18 protein-coding genes are annotated in these 19,972 nt (G+C 57.6%); 13 read left to right on the forward strand and 5 right to left on the reverse strand.

Annotated elements, in window-relative coordinates; translation table 11 throughout:
* Window positions 1-12 precede the first annotated feature (12 nt).
* Together KGB18_RS27990 and KGB18_RS27995 are read right to left on the reverse strand one after the other, a co-directional pair.
* Window positions 13-228: a hypothetical protein gene (locus KGB18_RS27990; protein WP_123721185.1), complete on the reverse strand. Its 216-nt coding sequence runs from the start codon at window positions 226-228 to the stop codon at window positions 13-15.
* A 122-nt stretch (window positions 229-350) separates the two neighbouring features.
* Entirely contained in the window at window positions 351-3,248 is a 2,898-nt protein-coding gene (locus KGB18_RS27995; protein WP_223570833.1) for an AAA family ATPase, read from the reverse strand.
* A gap of 277 nt (window positions 3,249-3,525) precedes the next feature.
* On the opposite strand from KGB18_RS27995, the gene KGB18_RS28000 reads away from it, so the two are divergent.
* Complete coding sequence (locus KGB18_RS28000; RefSeq protein WP_123721187.1) at window positions 3,526-5,184, forward strand: bifunctional 3-(3-hydroxy-phenyl)propionate/3-hydroxycinnamic acid hydroxylase; 1,659 nt, start codon at window positions 3,526-3,528, stop codon at window positions 5,182-5,184.
* A 2-nt stretch (window positions 5,185-5,186) separates the two neighbouring features.
* The gene (locus KGB18_RS28005) at window positions 5,187-5,831 is read left to right on the forward strand and encodes a TetR/AcrR family transcriptional regulator (RefSeq protein WP_123721188.1); all 645 of its coding nucleotides are present in this window, start codon (window positions 5,187-5,189) and stop codon (window positions 5,829-5,831) included.
* Window positions 5,832-5,853: 22 nt separating this feature from the next.
* Here the strand turns inward: KGB18_RS28005 and KGB18_RS28010 are convergent, their stop codons facing one another.
* Entirely contained in the window at window positions 5,854-7,089 is a 1,236-nt protein-coding gene (locus KGB18_RS28010) for an NADH:flavin oxidoreductase/NADH oxidase family protein (protein ID WP_223570834.1), read from the reverse strand.
* 355 nt (window positions 7,090-7,444) lie between these two features.
* Between KGB18_RS28010 and KGB18_RS28015 the strand changes: the two genes are divergently transcribed.
* The 10 genes from KGB18_RS28015 (at window position 7,445) to KGB18_RS28060 (ending at window position 17,574) form a co-directional block, all read left to right on the forward strand.
* Complete coding sequence (locus KGB18_RS28015) at window positions 7,445-8,059, forward strand: TetR/AcrR family transcriptional regulator (protein WP_123721190.1); 615 nt, start codon at window positions 7,445-7,447, stop codon at window positions 8,057-8,059.
* An 84-nt stretch (window positions 8,060-8,143) separates the two neighbouring features.
* Window positions 8,144-9,235 (forward strand): VOC family protein, encoded by a 1,092-nt coding sequence (locus KGB18_RS28020; protein WP_223570835.1) that lies wholly within the window; start codon window positions 8,144-8,146, stop codon window positions 9,233-9,235.
* A 172-nt stretch (window positions 9,236-9,407) separates the two neighbouring features.
* On the forward strand, window positions 9,408-10,364 hold the full coding sequence (locus KGB18_RS28025; RefSeq protein WP_223570836.1) for a fumarylacetoacetate hydrolase family protein: 957 nt from the start codon (window positions 9,408-9,410) through the stop codon (window positions 10,362-10,364).
* A complete protein-coding gene (locus tag KGB18_RS28030; protein WP_223570837.1) occupies window positions 10,364-12,265 on the forward strand; it encodes an acyl-CoA synthetase in 1,902 nt (633 codons plus the stop codon). The genes KGB18_RS28025 and KGB18_RS28030 overlap by 1 nt, the downstream gene beginning before the upstream one ends.
* A gap of 162 nt (window positions 12,266-12,427) precedes the next feature.
* Window positions 12,428-13,747, forward strand: a complete 1,320-nt coding sequence (locus KGB18_RS28035) for an outer membrane protein transport protein (RefSeq protein ID WP_223570838.1) — start codon at window positions 12,428-12,430, stop codon at window positions 13,745-13,747.
* A gap of 238 nt (window positions 13,748-13,985) precedes the next feature.
* Entirely contained in the window at window positions 13,986-14,561 is a 576-nt protein-coding gene (locus tag KGB18_RS28040) for a TetR/AcrR family transcriptional regulator (protein WP_123721195.1), read from the forward strand.
* Window positions 14,562-14,959: 398 nt separating this feature from the next.
* A complete protein-coding gene (locus KGB18_RS28045) occupies window positions 14,960-15,514 on the forward strand; it encodes an OsmC family protein (RefSeq protein ID WP_123721196.1) in 555 nt (184 codons plus the stop codon).
* An 81-nt stretch (window positions 15,515-15,595) separates the two neighbouring features.
* Window positions 15,596-16,369, forward strand: coding sequence for an SDR family NAD(P)-dependent oxidoreductase (locus KGB18_RS28050; protein ID WP_123721197.1), 774 nt, complete (start codon window positions 15,596-15,598; stop codon window positions 16,367-16,369).
* Window positions 16,370-16,488: 119 nt separating this feature from the next.
* The gene (locus KGB18_RS28055; RefSeq protein ID WP_123721198.1) at window positions 16,489-17,181 is read left to right on the forward strand and encodes a DsbA family oxidoreductase; all 693 of its coding nucleotides are present in this window, start codon (window positions 16,489-16,491) and stop codon (window positions 17,179-17,181) included.
* 63 nt (window positions 17,182-17,244) lie between these two features.
* A complete protein-coding gene (locus KGB18_RS28060; RefSeq protein WP_123721199.1) occupies window positions 17,245-17,574 on the forward strand; it encodes a thioredoxin family protein in 330 nt (109 codons plus the stop codon).
* A 41-nt stretch (window positions 17,575-17,615) separates the two neighbouring features.
* On the opposite strand, the gene KGB18_RS28065 is transcribed toward KGB18_RS28060, so the two are convergent.
* On the reverse strand, window positions 17,616-18,728 hold the full coding sequence (locus KGB18_RS28065; RefSeq protein WP_123721200.1) for an alkene reductase: 1,113 nt from the start codon (window positions 18,726-18,728) through the stop codon (window positions 17,616-17,618).
* 44 nt (window positions 18,729-18,772) lie between these two features.
* Window positions 18,773-19,105 (reverse strand): carboxymuconolactone decarboxylase family protein, encoded by a 333-nt coding sequence (locus KGB18_RS28070; protein ID WP_123721201.1) that lies wholly within the window; start codon window positions 19,103-19,105, stop codon window positions 18,773-18,775.
* A 248-nt stretch (window positions 19,106-19,353) separates the two neighbouring features.
* On the opposite strand from KGB18_RS28070, the gene arsN2 reads away from it, so the two are divergent.
* Window positions 19,354-19,803, forward strand: coding sequence for an arsenic resistance N-acetyltransferase ArsN2 (gene arsN2, locus KGB18_RS28075; protein ID WP_123721260.1), 450 nt, complete (start codon window positions 19,354-19,356; stop codon window positions 19,801-19,803).
* The last annotated feature ends 169 nt before the right edge of the window (window positions 19,804-19,972 follow it).

Consider the following 19,972-nt stretch of genomic DNA (forward strand, 5'->3'; position numbering starts at 1 on the left):
ATGTTGGAGGCGTCACTCGCCGTCGGTATCTGCCGCGTGCTCGCCGGCCGCCGACGTGAGGTCCGAGTCAATCGACTCCAGCAACTCATCGGCGGACGAAAACTCGCGCTGACGCCCGGTGACCAGGTTTTCGAGACGGCCCACGAGAGCGCCGGGCGTGGCATCGCTGCGCAGCTTCAGGACGTACGAGCGACGATTGGGGTACTTGGATTCAGGGTTCAGACTCATCACAGACCAGGGGGCAAGAAAGTTCGACGACAGCGTAGGCCGTCCCCTGGGGCGAGTCGTAAGCGAAAGGTCAGACTTCGGTCGGGACAGCGCCGCTCCCACAGGTCTGTGCCCTTAACTCTTCAACCAGACTTTGCCGCCTGAAGCAGCGAGCGCGCACGTTTCACCAGCTCGGTTCCCTCCGTATCGGGCAACTGGTCAAGCAGCGCCGCCAGGGCCTGGCGGTCCTCGGTTGTGGCGTCGTATTGCTCACACAGCTCTACCAGCGCCTGCAGCTCCAGCCACGGTGCTTCCTGGGTGCGAGCCTCTTCAACCGCACGCCGCACCGTGATGCTGCCGGCATCGAGCCGGCCCTGCATCCGCGCAATCGAAGCCTCCAGCAGCAACAGTTGCGGCAGGTACACGCGCTCGCCCAGCTCTTCCCCCATCCGTAAGGCTTCCTGTAGCTCGGCTTGCGCAGCGTCGTAATCACCCGCCAGCAGCAACGCTTCGGCGGCGTAGCCGAGCACCTCGCTGGCACCGGAGCGCATGCCGAGTCCGGTGTGTTCGTCGTAGGCCTCGCGGATGCTGCGGTAGCCGTCGCGCGGTGCGCCGTTGCGCGCGTCGGCCCAGCCGCGCCACCAGCGGCAAGCCGTGCGCCCGAGTGCGAGCGAATACTCGTCGACCAGCGTCTGCATGTCGTCGGCCAGCGCTGCCACACGTACAGGGTTCCCCATCCGCACCTCGATCAACACCTCTTGCCAGGTGGCGACCAGCCAGGTCATAGGCTGGCGAAGCGTTTGTGCGCGGGTCCGTGCCTGCTGCATGTGAGCCCGGCCTTGCTCAACCAGGCCAGAACGCACAAGTTCTATGGCCAACATTCCGTGCAGCATGACCTGAGGGTCGGCCGCAAAGATCTCGTTCGCCCCGATGTCTAGCGGCTCGGCGATTGCGAGGGCGCGCTCCAGCCATCGGCGGGTCGCCTGCGTGCGACCCTGGAGATGATGCACCTCGCCCTGCACGATGCACGCCACCAGCGTGAGCGCTGGATCGTTCGCCTCGGACGAGAGGGCTTCGGCGCGCTCCGCTACCGCCAACGCCTGCGTATAGTCGCCGCGCAGACCGAGCAGATAGCCGAATCCGTGCAGCAGGCGACCGCGCATCGGATGCTCGGGTACATCCGCTAGCAACGTGTAGGCGCGTTCGAACGCGTTCCTGGCTTCGCTGCCGACACCGAGTGTGTGGAACGCCGACACGCCTTGCAGCGTGGCCAAGGTGATTTCGAGCGTATCGCGCTCTATCCCTTCTGGCGCTTGGCGCAGCAAGACCAACGCGCGCTCAGTGAGACTGATGCACAAAGCCGGACTGAAGTGCAGTAGCGCGGCTTCCGCGGCCTCGGCGTAGTAGCGCAGCGCGATCATTGGCTGCCGAGCCCGGTCGAAATGCGTCGCCAACTCCGAGGCTGCAACCGGCACGCCGGCCATGCGCTCGCGTTCGAGGGCAGCGCCAACCTGGCAATGAAGGAGGGTGCGCAATGAGCGCGGCGTGCGGTCGTACAGTACCTGGCGGAAGAGGGCATGCCGGAACGAGTAGGGTAGCTCCATCATTCCTTCAAGTTCGGTGGCCCGCGACCGCGTCAGCCATACCTGCTCGCGCACCAGCTCCTCGCAGGTGTCGGCCACCGAAACGAGGTCGTGCTCGAGGGCCAGCGAAACCGTCTCGACCCGGAATTCAACTCCGCATACCGCTGCCGCCGAGAGCAGTGCACGCTGCTCCGGCCCGAGCTTGCTGATGTAGTGATCAATGATGGCCGCGAGGTTCTCGGGAACCGCCATCCCCGCCAGCCGGGCCTCGATGGTGGCGTCGTCGTCCGTGGTGTCCATCACTTCACTGATGACTGACGACACGAACAGCGGCACACCGTCGGTGCGCTCATGCAGGGCACGCACGAAGGCTTCATCGCGGGCCAGAGAGGTCGAACGCAGCGCGACATAGTCAGCGACCTCGGTTTCCGAGAACGGATCGAGCACCACTTCCTCGCACAGACGTTGCTGGCGCAGTTCGTGGCGCAACGAGTTAAGCGGATGATCGAGCGCCACCACCTCGGCGACGCGAAAGCTCGCCAGCCACATAAGCCGCGTGCGGCCACGTCGCCGCGCCACATAGTCGATGAGCTGGACCGTCGCCCGATCGCTCCAATGCAGGTCTTCGGTTATCAGCAACAGCGGCCGTTGTTCGGTGTAGCGGTCCAGCAGTTCACCCATTTCCCGCAACATGCGATCCGGACCGATGCCGGCAAGCTCGCGCCGTAACGCGTCTCGCTCTTGCGCGGTGCTCAGCCACGGCAGTTGCAGTAGCCAGGTCGGCGCCACGGCGCGCATCAGCGTCGGCAGGGCGGGGTCGCTGCGGCACAGATCGGCCAACGCCTCCAGCACCGGCAGGTACGGCTCGCCGGTGCCGTAGTGCTCCACGCAATGGCCACGTGCGCAGGCGATGCCGCCAAGGCTGGCGAGGAAATGCTCGATCAACGTGGTCTTGCCAATCCCCGGTTCTCCGGCAAGCCAGACCACTGCACGCTGCCCGTTGTAAGCCCGCTCCCACGCCCGTTGCAGTCTTGAGAGCTTGTCGGTGCGACCAATGAATGGCGGTGACGGATACGCATCGGCCGCTGACACCGGCGTGGGTGTCGGTGGCATCGAAGGCGCAGGGGAGGGCGTGGCGATAAAGCGATAGCCACGCCGCGACACAGTCTCGATGAAGCGAGGCTGTCTTGGGTCATCGCCCAGCACCTTGCGCAGATCGCTGATGGCCGTCTTCAGCACTGAATCGCTGACGAACCGATGCCCCCACACGGCATCAAGCAAAGCATCTTTGGTCACCAGCGACCCAGGCTGGCGCGCAAGTACGCACAGCAGAGTGAAAGGCGTTGGCGCCAGCGCCACGGTTTCTCCGTTACGCAACAAGCAGGCGTTGGCTTCGTCGAGCTCGAACTCGACGAAGCAGAGCTGGACTGGGGTCGGATGAGGCTGCGGACGCGCCACGTTGGATTCCTGAAAACTAAAACATGGGTGTGCCCTCGTGAGGCATGGCACGTGGTAATTCCAATAACAACGCTGATCGGCTCAGAAGCCAAGCCTCACCGGTCGGAAACTGGCCCTCGGCACAGCCCCACATGGCCTCATCGCGGTGCGCTAATGATCCCAAAAAACTAATGACAAAAATATCAATATTGAAAAATGTCTCAATTTTACTTACCTTCACCTTGCCTGACGATGAGATCTCCACATCTCACGACTTCAATCACAACAAGGGCTCGAGATGAACAACAACAAGAAAGGTACCGAACTGCCTCCCACCGCCGTCGATGTGCTGGTCGTCGGTAACGGTCCGGTAGGGGCGACAATCGCGGCGCTGCTCGGCCGCTATGGGGTAACGACACTGGTATTGGACAAGACCCATGAGGTCCTGCTGATGCCCCGCGCCATAGCTCTGGACAACGAGGCGCTTCGCATCCTGCAACTCGCCGGATTGTCGGAAGATGCTTTCGAGAAGATCGTTATCCCTGAAGTGAAGATGCACTCCCCGGTCCTCGGGCAATTCAGTCGGGCCAACACCGCCGGGTGCATCGACGGTCACCCAAAACTGGTGACTTTCTATCAACCCGACCTCGAACACGCGATGCGTAAACAGGTCTCTGGGCTGAAGTCAGTGACCAGCCTGGGTGGATTCGAGCTCGAGCATCTGGTCGAGGAACCGGATTGTGTCGTCGCCTCCGTGCGGGACCAGGACGGCAATCTGCATTTCATTCGCGCCCGATACCTGGTCGGTGCGGATGGTGCTAGCTCCAGGGTCAGGGCCTTGATTGGCCAGGAATTCGAAGGACAAACCTATGCAGAGGATTGGCTGATTGTCGATGCCAAAAACCGGCATAAATCAGCCATTGATCACGTTGAGTTTCTCTGTGATCCACGGCGCCCAACGCCGCACATGCCCGCGCCCGGTGGAAGGGAGCGTTGGGAGTTCATGCTACATCCAGGCGAATCCCGGGAAGAGCTGGAAAGCCCGGAAAGCATCGCCCGGCTGATCGCGCCATGGGTCAATCCGCAGGAACTGGAAATCGAGCGCAAGGCGGTGTATCGATTCCACGCGCGTTGCTGCAACAGATTCAGCAAGGGGCGAACTTTTCTTGTCGGGGATGCAGCCCACATCACCCCTCCGTTTGTCGGGCAAGGTCTCGTAGCGGGACTTCGAGATGGCGCCAACCTTGCCTGGAAACTGGCTTGGGTCCTTCACGGTCAAGCCGCGCCTTCAATACTCAATACCTATGACGTAGAGCGTCGCCCCCATGCCCAGGCGATGATCAATCTGGCGAAACTCATGGGCCGTCTGGTGATGCCGAGAAACAAGGTCGCCGCTTTCTTCATCCACGGAATGATGCGCGCGCTGGCGTTGACTCCCGCTTCCAGAAAGTACTTCGAGCAGCTGGACATCAAGCCGAAGAACATCTTCAAACAGGGTCTGTTCGTGCAGCATCGTCGTGGCGACAAGCTGGTTCGTGGCAGCCTGTTTCCCCAGGCCTGGGTTCGCAACACGCAACAGCAGATCCAACTGAGCGACGATGCTCTTGGACACAACCTGACCCTGGTTGGATTGGGTGTTGACCCGTTGTCACTGTTGAGCACTGCTGAGGTCTTTTCCTGGATAAGGATGGGAGGAGACTTCTTGCAGATCGGAGCCTGCGGTCAGCGCTCCGACAGCGCTTGCGACTTCATCGAAGACCTCAACCATGACATCCTGCCGCTGGCTGCCAAAGGCACGCTCGTCGCGATCCGCCCTGACCGCATCATCATGCACCACGCTCCCGGCGCAGAGGCGAGCAGTCTGGTTCGAGACTGCGTGATTCTGATGGGGAGCGCCGATTCCACTGCCGACAACGTTTCCATTACCATCAACGAGCCTCCTCGATTAAGAGCGTGAAGATGCCTTCCCCCACTTTTCCTTCAGAAACAACTGAGCAAGAGCCTCTTACTCGAGGCCACAAGAAGCGTGAACGCACTCGTCGCGGTCTGGTGGACGCGGCATTGCGTCTTGTCGCACGTAAGGAGGTGGGGGAGATTGCACTGCTCGATGTCGCCTCGGAGGCCGCGGTATCCAACGGCACCATCTACAACTATTTTCGAACGCGCGACGAAGTCCTCGAGGCGGTTGGCATCGCCATGGCGAGCGAGTTCTCGGATGCCATTTCCGCCCTGAGTTCGGACGTGCACTGCGGTGCACAGCGGCTTTCGATTGGTGTGCGCATGTTCGTATGCCGGGCCGCGTACGACCATCAATGGGCCAACGCTCTGCTGCGCATCATCCATTCCGATCAAACCATGCGCTCGCGCTTGGCTGCTCATGTGCTGGGCGATCTGCGTGAAGGTCTGCGCGCGGGCACTTTCGCTTATGAGGATGAAGGGATTGCCCTGGACATGGTTGTATCGTGCACAACCGGCGCCATGCGCTCGGTTGTGGAAGGGCGTGTGGTGGCGGAGCATGACCAGCGGGTCGCCGAGATGATTCTCAAGGCTCTGGGCGTAACACCTGCTAAAGCCAAGAAAATCGCCGATAAGCCGCTACCCTAGTCCTGATGTCATCCTCGGCCGGCTATGCCCGGCCAATCCATTGCCGATAGTTCTTCGCCTGGCGACGAGACTTCAGCTGATTACCGATCAATGCCATGAGTGGCGACGTCCTGGGTTTTGTCTGCTTGCCTTGGCTCAACAAGCCGAGTTGCTTCTTGATCACCGAGGCCACTGCAAGCGATGCCAGCGCCTTATTCTTCCAGCGGACGACGATGGGCTCCACTTCGGTGTCCTGACCTGCCATCCACTGGCTTGGCAGGGCCGGCTCGATTGCCAGTGCAGTGGCAAGCCCCACCATCGACACTGAGCCGCTCACCACTCGCTCCGCGACCTCCTTTCTGCGCACGCCGCCGGTGACCATCAGCGGCATGCGCGCTATTTCTCCTATTCTTTCCGCGCATTCGAGAAAATACGCTTCTCGAGCCAAGCGGCTGCCATCGCGGGTTTGCCCCTGCATCGCCGGGCTTTCGTAGCTGCCACCGGACAACTCGACCAGGTCGACCGCCTTGGCGTTGAGCATTTCCACTACGCGAGCCGCATCCTCGGCATCGAAACCACCGCGCTGAAAGTCCGCGGAATTGAGCTTCACAGCGACGCAAAAGATCGGTGCCACTCGCTGACGTATTGCATCGATGGTTTGCAGGAGAATTTGCGCACGATTTTCCAGGCTGCCACCCCAGCGGTCGCTACGCCGGTTGGTCAAGGGCGAAAGGAATTGGCTGAACAGGTAACCATGCGCGGCATGAATCTCCACGCCGGTGAATCCGGCACGCTCAGCCAGCACTGCAGCCTGGGTATAGCGCTCAATCAGCTCTTCGATCTCCTGCTCATTCAAGGCTCTGGGCGGTACAAAAGCCTTGGATAGTCCGGGAATGTCGACAGCCACCGCAGAGGGGCCCCGTGCCGATTGCCCCATGGAAGCCAATAGCTGCCGTCCGGGATGATTGATTTGCATCCAGGCCTGGGCTCCGCGACTGCGGCAAGCATCGGCCCATAACCTGAATTGACCCAGGTTTCGATCGTCCTCAAGCACCACACCAGCCGGTCCGGTCAAGGCATGGCGATCAACCATGACGTTGCCAGTGATGATCAGGCCGGCTCCACCGTCCGCCCAACGCTGATAAAGCTTAACCAGCGCTTCCCCTGGAGCGTGATCCTCATTGGCAAGATTCTCCTCCATGGCAGCCTTGGCGATTCGGTTTGGAATCACCGTGCCGTTGGGCAAACGAAGCGGTTTGAAGAGCTTTGAGCCGGTCATGTTCTGTCCTTCAGCTGATGAAAATTCGGCCAGCCATCACTAAGGGTCATACCGTTTGAGCACTATCTGCACTGTGCTTGCTCAGGTTGTTGAGGTCCTGGTTTGCATCGATGGGCCGGCTTGATGGCCTGCCGGGACGGCGAGCCAGAAACACGACATAGCTGAACACGCGTGTTCAATTGTGTCAATGTATAGAACCCTTCATCGGTCCTGCCATATCCAATCTATCCATCCGGTTCTTTACGCCATAGAAAGGATTTCATTGAAAAAAGCGTATTTAATTCAAAAAACGTTGTTGACGTAAACTGAACACAAGTGTTCAATCGGTCCATAAGGTAATCCTGGAGAGAGAACCGTGGAATCCCTAAATCCAACACAGCGCCGCATTCATCAAGCCGCCTTTCGCCTGTTCGCTGAAAGAGGCACCTCACAAGTGAACATTCTCGACCTCGCACAAGAGGCAGGCGTGGCGCGCGGAACGGTCTATAGCAACATCGACAGCATGGAGAGCCTGTTCGAGGCGGTCGCCAGCCATCTCGCGAAGGAGATGCATGAGCGCGTTAACAAGAGCTTCAATTCCCTCACTGATCCGGCTCAGCGCCTTGCCAATGGCATTCGGTTGTTCATTCGTCGAGCGCACGAAGACTCCCAGTGGGGGGCGTTCATACATAAATTCGCCATGAGCAATTCTTCATTGCGCGAAATGTTCAGCAGCCAAGCGACGACGGATCTTCTGAGCGGACTGTCCAGTGGGCGGTACACGTTTGAAAAGGAGCAATTGCTCTCTGTACTGACGCTGATATCGAGCAGCGTCCTGGGCTCGATTTTCCTGGTGCTGGAAGGGCACAGAACGTGGCGCGAATCGGGCTCTGACACGGCCGAACTGGTGCTGCGCGCATTGGGTGTGTCACCAGAGGAGGCTCGTGCGCTGGCGACCACAGAGTTGCCAGCACTTCCTTCTCTCGACTGAGTTAGTTAACTGACCCAACCAGACACCCCTGATTTTCAGGGGTGCGGGGACGGCTTTGCTCTGAAAACCCGGAAAACAAGAACAATGACCCACAAAAATGAAATGCCCCGGTTAGCGACACCACAACCTGCCCGGCATCCGCAACCGACGGTGAAGGCTCAGGATCTGACTCACCTGATCTTTCAAAGGCCGGACTTGAAGGAGGCGGCGCGGTTCCTGACCGACTTCGGCCTGACGACAAGTCAGCAGGACGCCGATACGCTTTACCTGCGCGCCGCCGACCCTACTGCATACTGTTACCGCATCCATCGTGCAGAACATGCACGTTTTGTCGGGTTCGGACTGGCAGTCCAGTCGCTCAAGGATCTGGAAAAACTGACGCGAATCCCCGGCGCGTCACCGATAGAAAAATCGGAACATCCTGGTGGCGGGTCTTACGTCAGATTGACCGATCCTTCCGGTTTCATTGTGGAAGCTGTTTGCGACCAGACGGCAGGTATAACGCTGGGACACAGAGCTCCTCTTCCCTGGAATCTGGCGCAGGAACAACCGCGAATCAACGCCACGCAGCGCCCGCCGATTGCTCCGGCTGAAGTACTAAAACTGGGCCACATCGTCATCGAAGTGGCTGACTACCAGGCGACCTGTGCCTGGTATACGAAGCATTTCGGGTTGATTCCCAGCGATGTGCAGGTACTCCCCGATGGCACACCTATCGTCGCCTTCATGCGCCTTGACCTCGGTGACATTCCAGCGGATCACCATACGCTCGCGATAGCACAAGGGTTCATGGCGACCTACAGCCATAGCGCCTATGAAGTCATCGATGCAGACGCCGTGGGAATGGGGCAACGCGTCCTGCGCGAGCGCGGTTGGGAGCACTCATGGGGAATCGGCCGACACATTCTGGGCAGTCAGATCTTCGATTACTGGCAAGACCCTTGGGGCGATAAGCACGAGCATTACTGCGACGGGGATATCTTCACGGCCGCACAGCCTACGGGCATTCATCCCGTGAGCCCCGAGGCAATGGCGCAGTGGGGGCAGCGCATGCCCAAGCGTTTTACAAAACCGAAGATGAGCTTGGCCAATCTGCGTGCGCTGATCCGTAACCTGCGACGCAGTCCGGACTTGAGCATTCGCAAGTTGATAACACTTATGCGGATGTTCGGGTAGAGCCGCCATGTCGGGCAATGCAACCAGGTATGGCCGGCGGGATATGCTCAAAGCCGGCGCCTTGATCGTCGGCGGCTCGTTGGTCTACAGCGTTGCCAGCCCCCCCTCAGAACAACACCACAGTTCTCGCGCCGCCGAGCACGGGACAAAGACTGCTCCAGGAGTGCCTTCAATGTCTGCAGTACACGTAGTCCGTTTTGAATTTCAGAATGGTATCCACTGGGGCGTGCTACGCCAGGGCCGTATCACGGTTGTCCCCGGTACTTTTGAAACCACCGGTGATTTCATTAGCCAGAACAGTATCGACGACCTCGTTCAATTGAAAGGTACGGAGCTTGCGGAGAGCGAAGTGAAACTACTGTCGCCGGTGACCCGTAACCAGCAGTTCGTCTGCCAGGGCGCCAATTACCGTCAGCACATGATCGAGTCGGGCATGGACCCGGATGCGAAGAAATTCAACATGATCTTCACCAAGGCGACGAGTTGCCTGGTGGCGGCTGACAGCGACCTGATCAAGCCAAGTAACGTGCGCTTCCTCGACTACGAGATCGAACTGGGGCTGGTGATGAAACGCGCGATCACCGGCGCTGTTGCTGTCACCGACGCCAATCTGCATGAGTTCATCGCAGGCGTCGTCATCGTCAATGACTACTCGGCTCGGGACATTCAGATTCCCCAGATGCAGTTCTACAAGGGCAAGAGCTTCCGCACTTTCGGTCCGGTCGGCCCGTACCTCTGCCTTCTGGATGCCACGAACATTCGTTACCTGAAAGAGCTGCAGTTGCGCCTGACGGTCAACGACCAGGTGCGACAGAACGACAGCACGGCCAACCTGGTTTACGGCCCCGCTGAAACCCTTACCGAGCTCTCCTCCGTGCAAGATCTCGCCGTTGGTGACCTGATCGCCACTGGTACGCCTGCCGGCTGTGCGCTAACGATTCCTTCGCCTGCCAAACAGCGTATTGCGGCCCTGATGCCAGAAGCCACCAAATGGAAGCTTTTCCTCAAGGCGCAGGAAGGTCGGACGCAATATCTCAAGCCAGGTGACGTAGTCGAGGCGCGCATTCGCAGCGCCGATGGTGTGATCGACCTCGGTGTGCAACGCAACCGAGTCGTGGAGGAAGCCTGATGGTTGTGCAGACCCTGAGTGACATTGAAAGCCTCGAACAAGTCCCCCTGTCGGAACGTGGCCTGGCTTGCAGCACTTATGAAGCGCTGCGACAGGCGGCCCGGTGCTCCCCCCAGGCACCGGCGCTAAGCTTCTTTGCCGATGCCGCGGATTTCAGGCGTACCTACAAGTGGAACTACTCCCGGCTCTTCGGGGATATCACCCGCGCGGCGAATGCCTTCGATGATCTGGGTATAAAACCGGGCGAGGTGCTTGCCTTTATCTTGCCCAATCTGCCGGAAACCCATTTCACGATATGGGGCGGGGAGGCGGCGGGCATCGTCATGGCGATCAATCCTCTGCTCGAGGCCAAGCAGATGGCTGGCTTGCTGAATGCTGCGAAGGCATCCGTGGTGGTGACGCTCGCCCCGACGGCGGGCAGCGATCTTTGGCCCAAACTGGCTTCGCAGCTGGATCAGTTGCCTACGGTCAGGTCTGTCGTTTGGGTCAGCATGGAGCCCTATGTCGCCGAACCAGTGCGTGGGGCCCTGAAAGCAGCGGCACTGAAGGAACGCGACTTACACCGCGATATCGCGATCCACGATTGGCAATCGCTGATGAGTACTCAACCGCACACATACCTGAAGAGTGGTCGTCAAATCCGCCAGGATGAGTGCTCCTCCTACATATGCACGGGCGGCACCACCGGGCTCCCGAAGATCGCCGCGCGTACCCATGGCTCGGAAGTATTCAATGCATGGGCCATGGCTGCTCATATGCAGCCACGCAGCGGTGGCCAGGTTATCTTTTGTGGTCTGCCGCTGTTTCATGTCAATGGACAGCTGGTGACGGGACTGATGCCTTGGACTCAAGGCGACCATGTGATTCTCGGGACGCCTCATGGGTATCGTGGTGAGGGGGTGATCCCGCGATTCTGGGAGATGGTCGAGCACTTCGGTATCAACTTCTTTTCCGGTGTGCCAACTGTCTATGCCGCACTTCTGCAAAATGAATGTGAGGGCCGCGACCTGTCCAGCCTTCGCTATGCAATGTGTGGCGCCGCACCCATGCCGGCTGAGCTTTTCCGGGAGTTCGAGCGCCGTACCGGGCTAAAGATCCTTGAAGGTTACGGTCTTACCGAGGGCGCCTGCGTTTCCTCAGTCAATCCGCCTCATGGAGAGCGCCGTATCGGCTCCATCGGGATACGGATCGCCTACCAGAATATGCGCGCGATCGTGCTCAATGATTCTGGAGAGTACCTGCGCGATGCCAACGTGGATGAGATCGGCCTCATCACGATCAGTGGTCCGAACCTCTTCGATGGCTATCTGGAGGAGCGTCATAACCAGGGCCTTTGGATCGATATCGACGGTCAGCGCTGGCTGAATACGGGCGATCTGGGTCGCCAGGATGTGCAGGGTTACTTCTGGCTGACCGGACGCAAGAAGGAGTTGATCATTCGCGGCGGCCACAACATCGATCCCAAGCAAATCGAGGAGGCTTTGCAGGCGCATCCCGCCGTCGCCTTGGCCGCTGCAATCGGCAGCCCCAATGCCTACTCGGGCGAGGTGCCAGTCGCGTACGTTCAACTGCGCCCGGGGCAAGTTTGCAACGCCGAAGAGCTTGAGGCGTTCGCTCATCTCAATATCAGCGAGCGGGCAGCAGTCCCCAAGCGCATTGAAATCGTCGAGGCGTTGCCACTGACTGCCGTGGGCAAGATATTCAAGCCTGCTTTGCAACAGCGGGAGATTGCCAAAGTAGTCCAGGAAGAAGTGGAACGCCTGGGTCTTTCGAATATTGCCGTTGAGGTCGTGCAGGACAATCGCCGTGGGCATGTCGCCTGCATCAGGGCCGGAACGGGCCAGGAAATCCTGGCTCCGCTCTTGGGGCGCTATAGCTTTCAAGTCGAGTGGCTTAATTGAGTTTCTGATTCACATCTGTAAGTCCAGCAGTCGTGCCCTGGCGCTGTTCGGCCAGGGCGTTTAACACAACTTCGATCAACTCCAACCGGCACTGAAAAGTGCACAGGAAGGCGAAGCCTTGCCTGCGTGCAATCAACAAAAACAATAAACAAGAGGTGGAAAATGAAACTGAATAGCCGTGTGATCCCGTGTCTCTCTGCTCAGCGAAAGTGTGCTGTCTGGATTAAGTTCACCAGTGCCATGGCACTCCTCAGCGCCTCTTCTATTGCAGGTGCCAATGGCATTGGCGTGAACGAACAAAGTGCAAGCAGTGCGGGAACTGCTTATGCGGGAAGGTCGTCATCCGCGCTGGACGCCAGCACGATCTATGGAAATCCTGCAGGCCTGACCAAGTTGAAGCGCAGTGAGATTTCCGGCGGGGCGGCGGTCGTCTCGGTGAGCAACGACATTAGTGATGCGCAGAGCAGTGCCCCAGGAACGAATGAAGGGGACTCGGTACCTTTGGTGGTCGTGCCCTTCGCCTATATGTCGACGCCGCTTGATGATCGTTTTTCGATGGGTCTGGGCCTCTATGCTCCGAGTGGTCTGATCAATGATTACGAGGGCTCTTTTCAGGGCCGCTACCATGGTTCCTACAGCACGACCAAGGAGATAACCCTGCAGCCAACCATTGCCTATCGGATCAATGATTACGTGTCCATTGGTGGTGGACCGACCATAAACCATTTCAGTGCAAAGCTTCAGAATTACCTGGCTACCGGCGCCCTGAACAACGGTCAGGACACACTGGTCACCATCAAAGGCGATGACACGGCCATTGGCTACAACGTCGGCCTCTTGGTTGACTTGAGTGAGGCAACTACCTGGGGGATTACCTATCACTCGAAGGTGAGCTATGAACTCGAAGGGCATACTGAGGTTTCTGGCTCCCCGAGCGTTATCCCCCTGGACGGAAAGTATGACAACAAGATAGACCTCACGATGCCCGAATCCGTGGACACATCCATCACCCATCATTTCAATAGTCGCTGGACGGGATACCTGGGGGCCACCTGGACACGTTGGAGCCGGATCCAGAAGGTCGAGGCAGTCAACAGCGGTCTTTCCCCTCTGGGCCAGGCGGCTGGCCTGGGACGTGTGACCGAAGAAATGAACTGGCGCGACACTTGGTCCACCGCGGTTGGCGCATCCTATCAATTGAACCAACAATGGCTGCTGCGCGCAGGCTACGCCTATGATCCGTCGCCCATCAGAAATGCCGATCGGAGCGTGCGCGTTCCGGTCGGGAATCGGCAGGCAGTGACCTTGGGCGGCGCTTACTCACCGAATTCCGATCTGACGATAGACTTTGCTTATGGTTATCTCTGGGATTCCAAAGTCTCTGTAAAGCAGTCGAACAACTCCGGTCTTCAACCGGAATACAGTGCCAACTACGAAAATAGTGCGCATGGAATTTCAGTGCAGGCAACCTATCGGTACTGATCGCTGGTGACGTTTCCGAAGCGGACAAGAGGCGTGTTTACCAGAACTTGGCGACGGATCTGGCTCGGACAGAAGATGCCTTCGCGACCTACCGTGCCACACCTCTGGCGGTGGATGAGCGAGCAGCGGGGGACAAGTATGAAGATGAAATGACTGCGGCGGTCGAGGAAGCCTGAGCGCTGTCTTATGCAGATGTACTAATTTATGATGCTGCATTGATAAATTTGGATACGGCATCATGAGTACACGTTCCGATCTTCTGACCACCGCTGAACTATTGTTGCGTACAAAGGGCTATGCAGCTTTCAGTTACGCCGATCTCGCGGCTGACATCGGCATCAAGAAGGCGAGTATTCACCACCATTTTCCGACCAAGGAAGGTCTGGCAATTGCCATTGTTGAGAGCTACCTGTTCCGGTACAAGAAGCAGCTTGAGATTATCAATGATGAATATACCGGCATTATTGAACGTCTCAATGCCTTCGCCCTGATGTTTGCGCAAAGCAGTGAGAACGGCATGTTGCCGCTCTGTGGCGCCTTGGCCGCGGAGTTACTGGCATTGCCGCAAAGCCTGAAGGAAATGACGCGGGACTTTTTCGAAATCCATCTCGACTGGCTTCAGGCCAATATCGCTCTAGGCCAAGCGGCAGGGGAGATCAAAGCTGAGCTGGACGGCGTGAAGATCGCCAGAGTCATCTTGAATACGTTGGAAGGTGGCAGCTTTGTAGCCTGGGCATTGAACGACAAGTACGACCGTTCTTCTGGATTCGATTTAATTTTAGATGGACTTCGGGTGGCCGAACCGCGCCACTAATGCCCGATCCGCTTTTTTTGCTTTATGAGACGACCGATTCTGCCATCGCCAGCTCGGTCTGCTGTTCCTCCCAAGTAAGTGGCTCCATCCGCTTGTCGCTCACCTCCTGAATTTTATTCCCGCGTACTGGACTGACGAGAGCCTATCTCGTCTCCCGGTTGTGCTGCGGATATCTGCCCATGCCTATGGCCTGAGGTGGAAAGGCTATAACCAATAAGATGGCAAGCCCTACATTTTAATAATGATGTCTGCGTATTCCAGACCGGCCGGGTCGCGGGTGCATTTGTTCGGCAGCTGGGGGATGGGTTTAAAGATCTCTTGAATGGCTGCCTACTAGTTGGTAGGGTTGTATCTCTTTCGGGCGTCCAAACGCCCTGTCCACAAAGAGGATTGAATAAATGAGCAACAACCTGAATGGTATCGACGTAGCCGCACTCCAGCAGTTTGCCCAAGGCGTTGCTGAGGATGTGACCAAGCGCAAGGCAAGTTTCAACGTCAAGACCCAATGGGAGCACCAGACTCGCTCAGTCGCGAAAGTCAGCCGTTACAGCTTGGCAGGTGAAACCTACTCACGCGATTTTGAAATCGTGGCCGATGAGCCAAATGAATTGCTGGGCCAGAACACCGCGCCTAACCCCCAGGAACTGTTGATGGCAGCACTCAATGCCTGCATGTCGGTCGGTTATGCCGCCAACGCTGCGATGATGGGTATCAAGATTCATAGCCTGGAAATCGAGACGGATGGCACCCTCGACTTGCGCGGTTTTCTGGGGATTGAAGAGAGTGTCAATCCGGGCTACGACGAGGTAAGTGTGGTTATTCGCCTGCACACCGACGCTTCCCGTGAGCGCGTTGAAGAGCTGCACAAAGTGGTGCTCAAGACGTCGGTCAATTACGCAAACTTCTCGAAAGCCATCCGTATGGTGCCCACCCTCGAAGTTCGTGAAGGCTGATTTCGCCGACTCTCCACGCACCAGCAGGCGATGAATCGTCCTGGTGCCAAGTTTTGAATCTTGATCAGAAGGACTAATGAAATGAGCGATTTCTTTAAAGGTCGGAAACTGTTGGTCGTCGGTGGCACCAGCGGAATGGGCCTGGAAACGGCCCGCATGGTTCTCAAGGCGGGCGGTAGCGTGGTGCTTACCGGAAGCAAGCAGGATAAGGCCGAGGCTGCACGCCAGGAATTGAGCCCGTTGGGTTCTGTGTCCGTGATCGTCGCAAACCTGATGACTGAAGAGGGCATGAATTCCGTTCGGCAGGAAATCAACACCCACCACAGCGATATCAGCCTGATGGTGAACTCTGCCGGGATTTTTATTCCCAAGCCGTTCACTGAGCACGACGAAGCCGAGTACGACATGTACCTGTCGCTCAACCGTGCGACTTTTTTCATTACGCAAGCCGTGGTCAAGAACATGCTTGCCGCGAAGCGCGAAGGCGCGATTGTCAACGTCGGCTCCATCGGTGCACAGGCAGCATTGGCCGGTTCACCGGCATCGGCCTATTCCATGGCCAAAGCAGGTCTGCATGCGTTGACCCGCAACCTGGCCATTGAATTGGCCCACTCCGGAATCCGGGTCAATGCAGTCTCGCCAGGAATCGTCCATACCTCAATCTACGAGGGTTTCATGGACAAAGAAGCGATCCCGGAGGCAATGAAGTCGCTTAACGATTTCCACCCACTCGGGCGAGTCGGTGTTCCCGAAGATGTGGCTAATACCATCCTGTTCCTGCTTTCCGACAAGGCGTCCTGGGTGACCGGCGCTATCTGGGATGTGGACGCCGGGGTCATGGCGGTACGTGCCTGACCACATCAGCAAGCGCGACCTTATGAAAGTCTCCCGTTGGGGGGCTTTCTGCGTTACTCCAACTATTTGCTTGAAACGCCGGCAACGCGGTCTCTATTAATTTTGGTGCAGGATGAATTATGCAAACCCCTTCAAAAAAATATGCAGTGGATATCTGGTCTGATTTTGTCTGCCCCTGGTGCTGGATTGCCAAGCGTCGCTTCGAGAAAGCGCTGGAGCGTTTTCCTGAAAAAAACAGTGTGCAGGTAAATGTCAGGGCCTATCGTCTGGCGGCGAATCAGGCACCAGAGCCTATGGTTGCGGCTCTTGGGCGCAAGCTTGGAAACCCGGACTCCGCCGCCGCGATGATGAGCACCGTCAGTAAATATGGCCAAGCCGATGAGCTGAATTACCGTTTTGACACCATGCTGTTTGGCGACACCGCTGATGCCCACGTATTGGTCAAGGCGGTTGAAGATCCGGCAGCGAAGAAGCGTCTGGTAGAGGCGCTGTATGAGCAGAGTACGACCCATGGTAAGTCGCTGTTTGATCGCAGCAGCCTGAAGACCATTGCCAAGGCAGTTGGTGTATCGGATGAGTCAATTCAACTGGCGTGGTCATCCGTTGAATTGCGGGCAGAGATGGAGGAGGACGAACATATTGCTGCGCAACTGGGTTCGGGTGTTCCTTTGTTTGTATTCGACAATGCCTTCTCATTATCCGGCGCTCAGCCCGAGGCCGCGTTTCTTGAAGCGCTGAACAAGCTGCAAGCGAAGTCAGAGGATGACGCGTTCATCGGCCAGATCTGCGGTATAGATGGCTGCAAGACTTGATCGGCAGAAGGTGTGCGGCACTGAGTAGTGCCGCTTTCCAGTAGCATCGAAAACGAGGCAAAAATGAGCCGTATCGTTGAGTTGAGTGCCCCACAGTTCGCCCGTTTTGTTGCCAAAGGCAGCAGCGTCGTGCTGTTTTCCGCGTCGTGGTGCAAGCCTTGTCAGGAGATGAAGCCGGTCTTTCATGCCTTGGAAGAAAAGCTCCACGCCTTGGCGGTTTTTGGAAAGATCGATGTGGCGATGTCTCCGACGATCTCGCAGATGTACGGCATCCGTGCAGTGCCATCCTTGGCGGTGTTTCACGAGGGTCGGTTGCTCCGGGTCATGCCCGGATCCCGTTCAGTTGCAGCGCTGAAAAAAGCGGTTCTTGCGGAGTTGGAAGTGACCGTGTAACCAGGCTCCTCTGTTCAGCATTGAACGCCACTTTCTGGATATCAGGCTTCGCCCGCGGCATATGCCGGATAGTCGGTGTAACCCTTGGCAATCGTTTCGCTCACCCCGTAGTAGGTCGCGCGATCACCCTCAGCCAATGGCCAGCCGTACTGCATGCGTTCCACCAGATCGGGGTTGGCGATATAGGCGGTGCCGAAGGCGATCAAATCGAGCTCGCCCTTGGCAAGTTCCGATTCAGCGAGCGGTTGGGTAAACCCGCCGGCTGCCATCAACGTACCTTTGTAGGCTTCACGAAACGCAGCACCGAAACCAGGCGGCGTCTGGGCGGCGAGGATGGTCGGTTGATAGTTCAGGTGAACGTACGCCAGCTCACGTTCGTTGAGCGCTGCCGCCATGCTCATCCAGGTCTCTTCTTCGCCTTCGTACACACCAAAGTCATAAAGACGGCCAAATGGCGAAAAGCGCACGGCAACGTTCGAACTGCCGATTTCATCAGCAATCGCGTCAATGGTTTCCAGCAGGAAACGCTGGCGATTGGCGATTGAGCCGCCGTACTGGTCAGTGCGGGTGTTCAGGGTGCTGCTGAGGAACTGGTCGAACAGAAAGCCGTTGGCCGCCATGATTTCGATGCCGTCAAAACCTGCTTCCATCGCCAGCCGCGCAGACTTCACAAAGTCGGCGGTGACGCGTTTTACTTCGTTCGTCTCCAACGCACGTGGCACGCTGGGTTGCACGTGGCCGGACTTGCCCGGTTCGATCCATGCGTAAACCGTGGTGTCGACCGCCGGCTGCGTACCTGAAGAAACCGGGACCGCGTTATCCGGGTGTACCGATACATGGGACATGCGGCCGACGTGCCACAACTGCGCGAAAATCTTCCCACCCTTGGCATGCACGGCATCGGTGACCTGACGCCAGCCTGGCAAGTGTTCATCGGCGTAAATGCCCGGGGTATACAGATAGCCGCGGGCTTCTTCGGAAATCGGCAGGCCTTCGGTGATGATCAGGCCGGCGCTTGCGCGCTGAGCGTAATACAGCGCGGTGAATTCATTAGGGATGTTTTCCAGGGTTCGAGTGCGGGTCATCGGAGCCATGACAACACGGTTGGCCAATGCGGTACCGGACAGATCGTAAGGGGTGAACAACTTATTCATGATTAAACTCGACGTCGTTGACAGGTTGAAAGCCAGCGTTTGATTTATGACTTATCGAATGCGTCCAGCACGTGTGTGCTGTAGACCAGCGCGGCGCCGGCGTTCATATTGATGGCTACGCCAAGCGCTTCACCGATTTCCTCGCTGGTAACACCGACTTTCTTCGCTTCGGCGGCGTGGAAGGCGATGCAACCGTCGCAGCGAGTGGTCACGGCCACGGCCAGGGAAATCAATTCGCGGGTCTTTGCGTCTAGATGATTGGTCTTGGCGCCTGCGGCGCCGAGTGACGCCATGCCTTTCATTGTTTCCGGAGAAAGGCCGTTAAGCTCTACCAGACGAGTGTTGATGTCTTTACGAGTTTGCTTCCAGTCTTGCATGGGATTCTCACAGGGATATGGATGGTGGTGGTTACAGTGATGTTTGAAACTCGATAACAAGCTACCATCCAGTTGGTAGGCTAACAATGAGTTCGTGCTGATTGTTACTATCAACACAATCGAAGAAAGGGGGTGGCCTCGTCTTTGGCAACAGAACGCGGCCAATACCGCGCCGTCGACAGGTGACAAGGTTGCAGCGGCTAGGTCTGCTAGCCTTGAGGGCTTTGGGGGCTATAGAAGGGCTGATAATGCAGATGTTTAAAATCGAGGCGAACGGATTGATTCAGCTCCGTGAGGCTCTGAGTCAAGCAGCATTGCCCTTTGATGATGTAAGCGACCCGGGTCGGCAGTTTTTCCGTTTTGAGATGGACGGTAAATCGATCGCGTACGGCGGTCTGGAGGGGGCTGGTCAAGACATGCTGCTTCGCTCACTGGTCGTTTGCGAGTTGCAACGTGGGAAGGGGCTGAGCAAAGCTGTGCTGTCTGAGCTGGAACGATATGCTGCCTCCCAGGGTGCGCTTCGGTTGCACTTGTTAACTCAAAGCGCTACTGGATTTTTTACAACCACTGGGTATGAAATTTTCGATAGGGATGAAGCGCCGCTCGCTATTCGTCAAACCGCCCAGTTCAAGCATTTGTGTCCTGCGTCGGCAACCTATTTACGAAAGTCGTTAGGCACCTCGGTGGTTTCGGAGTAACCCGTTCAGGGAAATGACTTCGTCCCCTTTACCACGGCATCAAACCAAGATTTCGGCGAGAGCGGAGCCTATGCGTGTTCCGAATGGAATTGCGCGCAAAGGTGCAGTACCTTGTATTTGTAGCACCCTCGTGTCGCAGTCCTGTCCAGGTTGAGAGGTAGCCTTCATG

This window comes from Pseudomonas sp. BF-R-26, from assembly GCF_019947395.1.
Classification (GTDB): Bacteria; Pseudomonadota; Gammaproteobacteria; order Pseudomonadales; family Pseudomonadaceae; genus Aquipseudomonas; species Aquipseudomonas farris.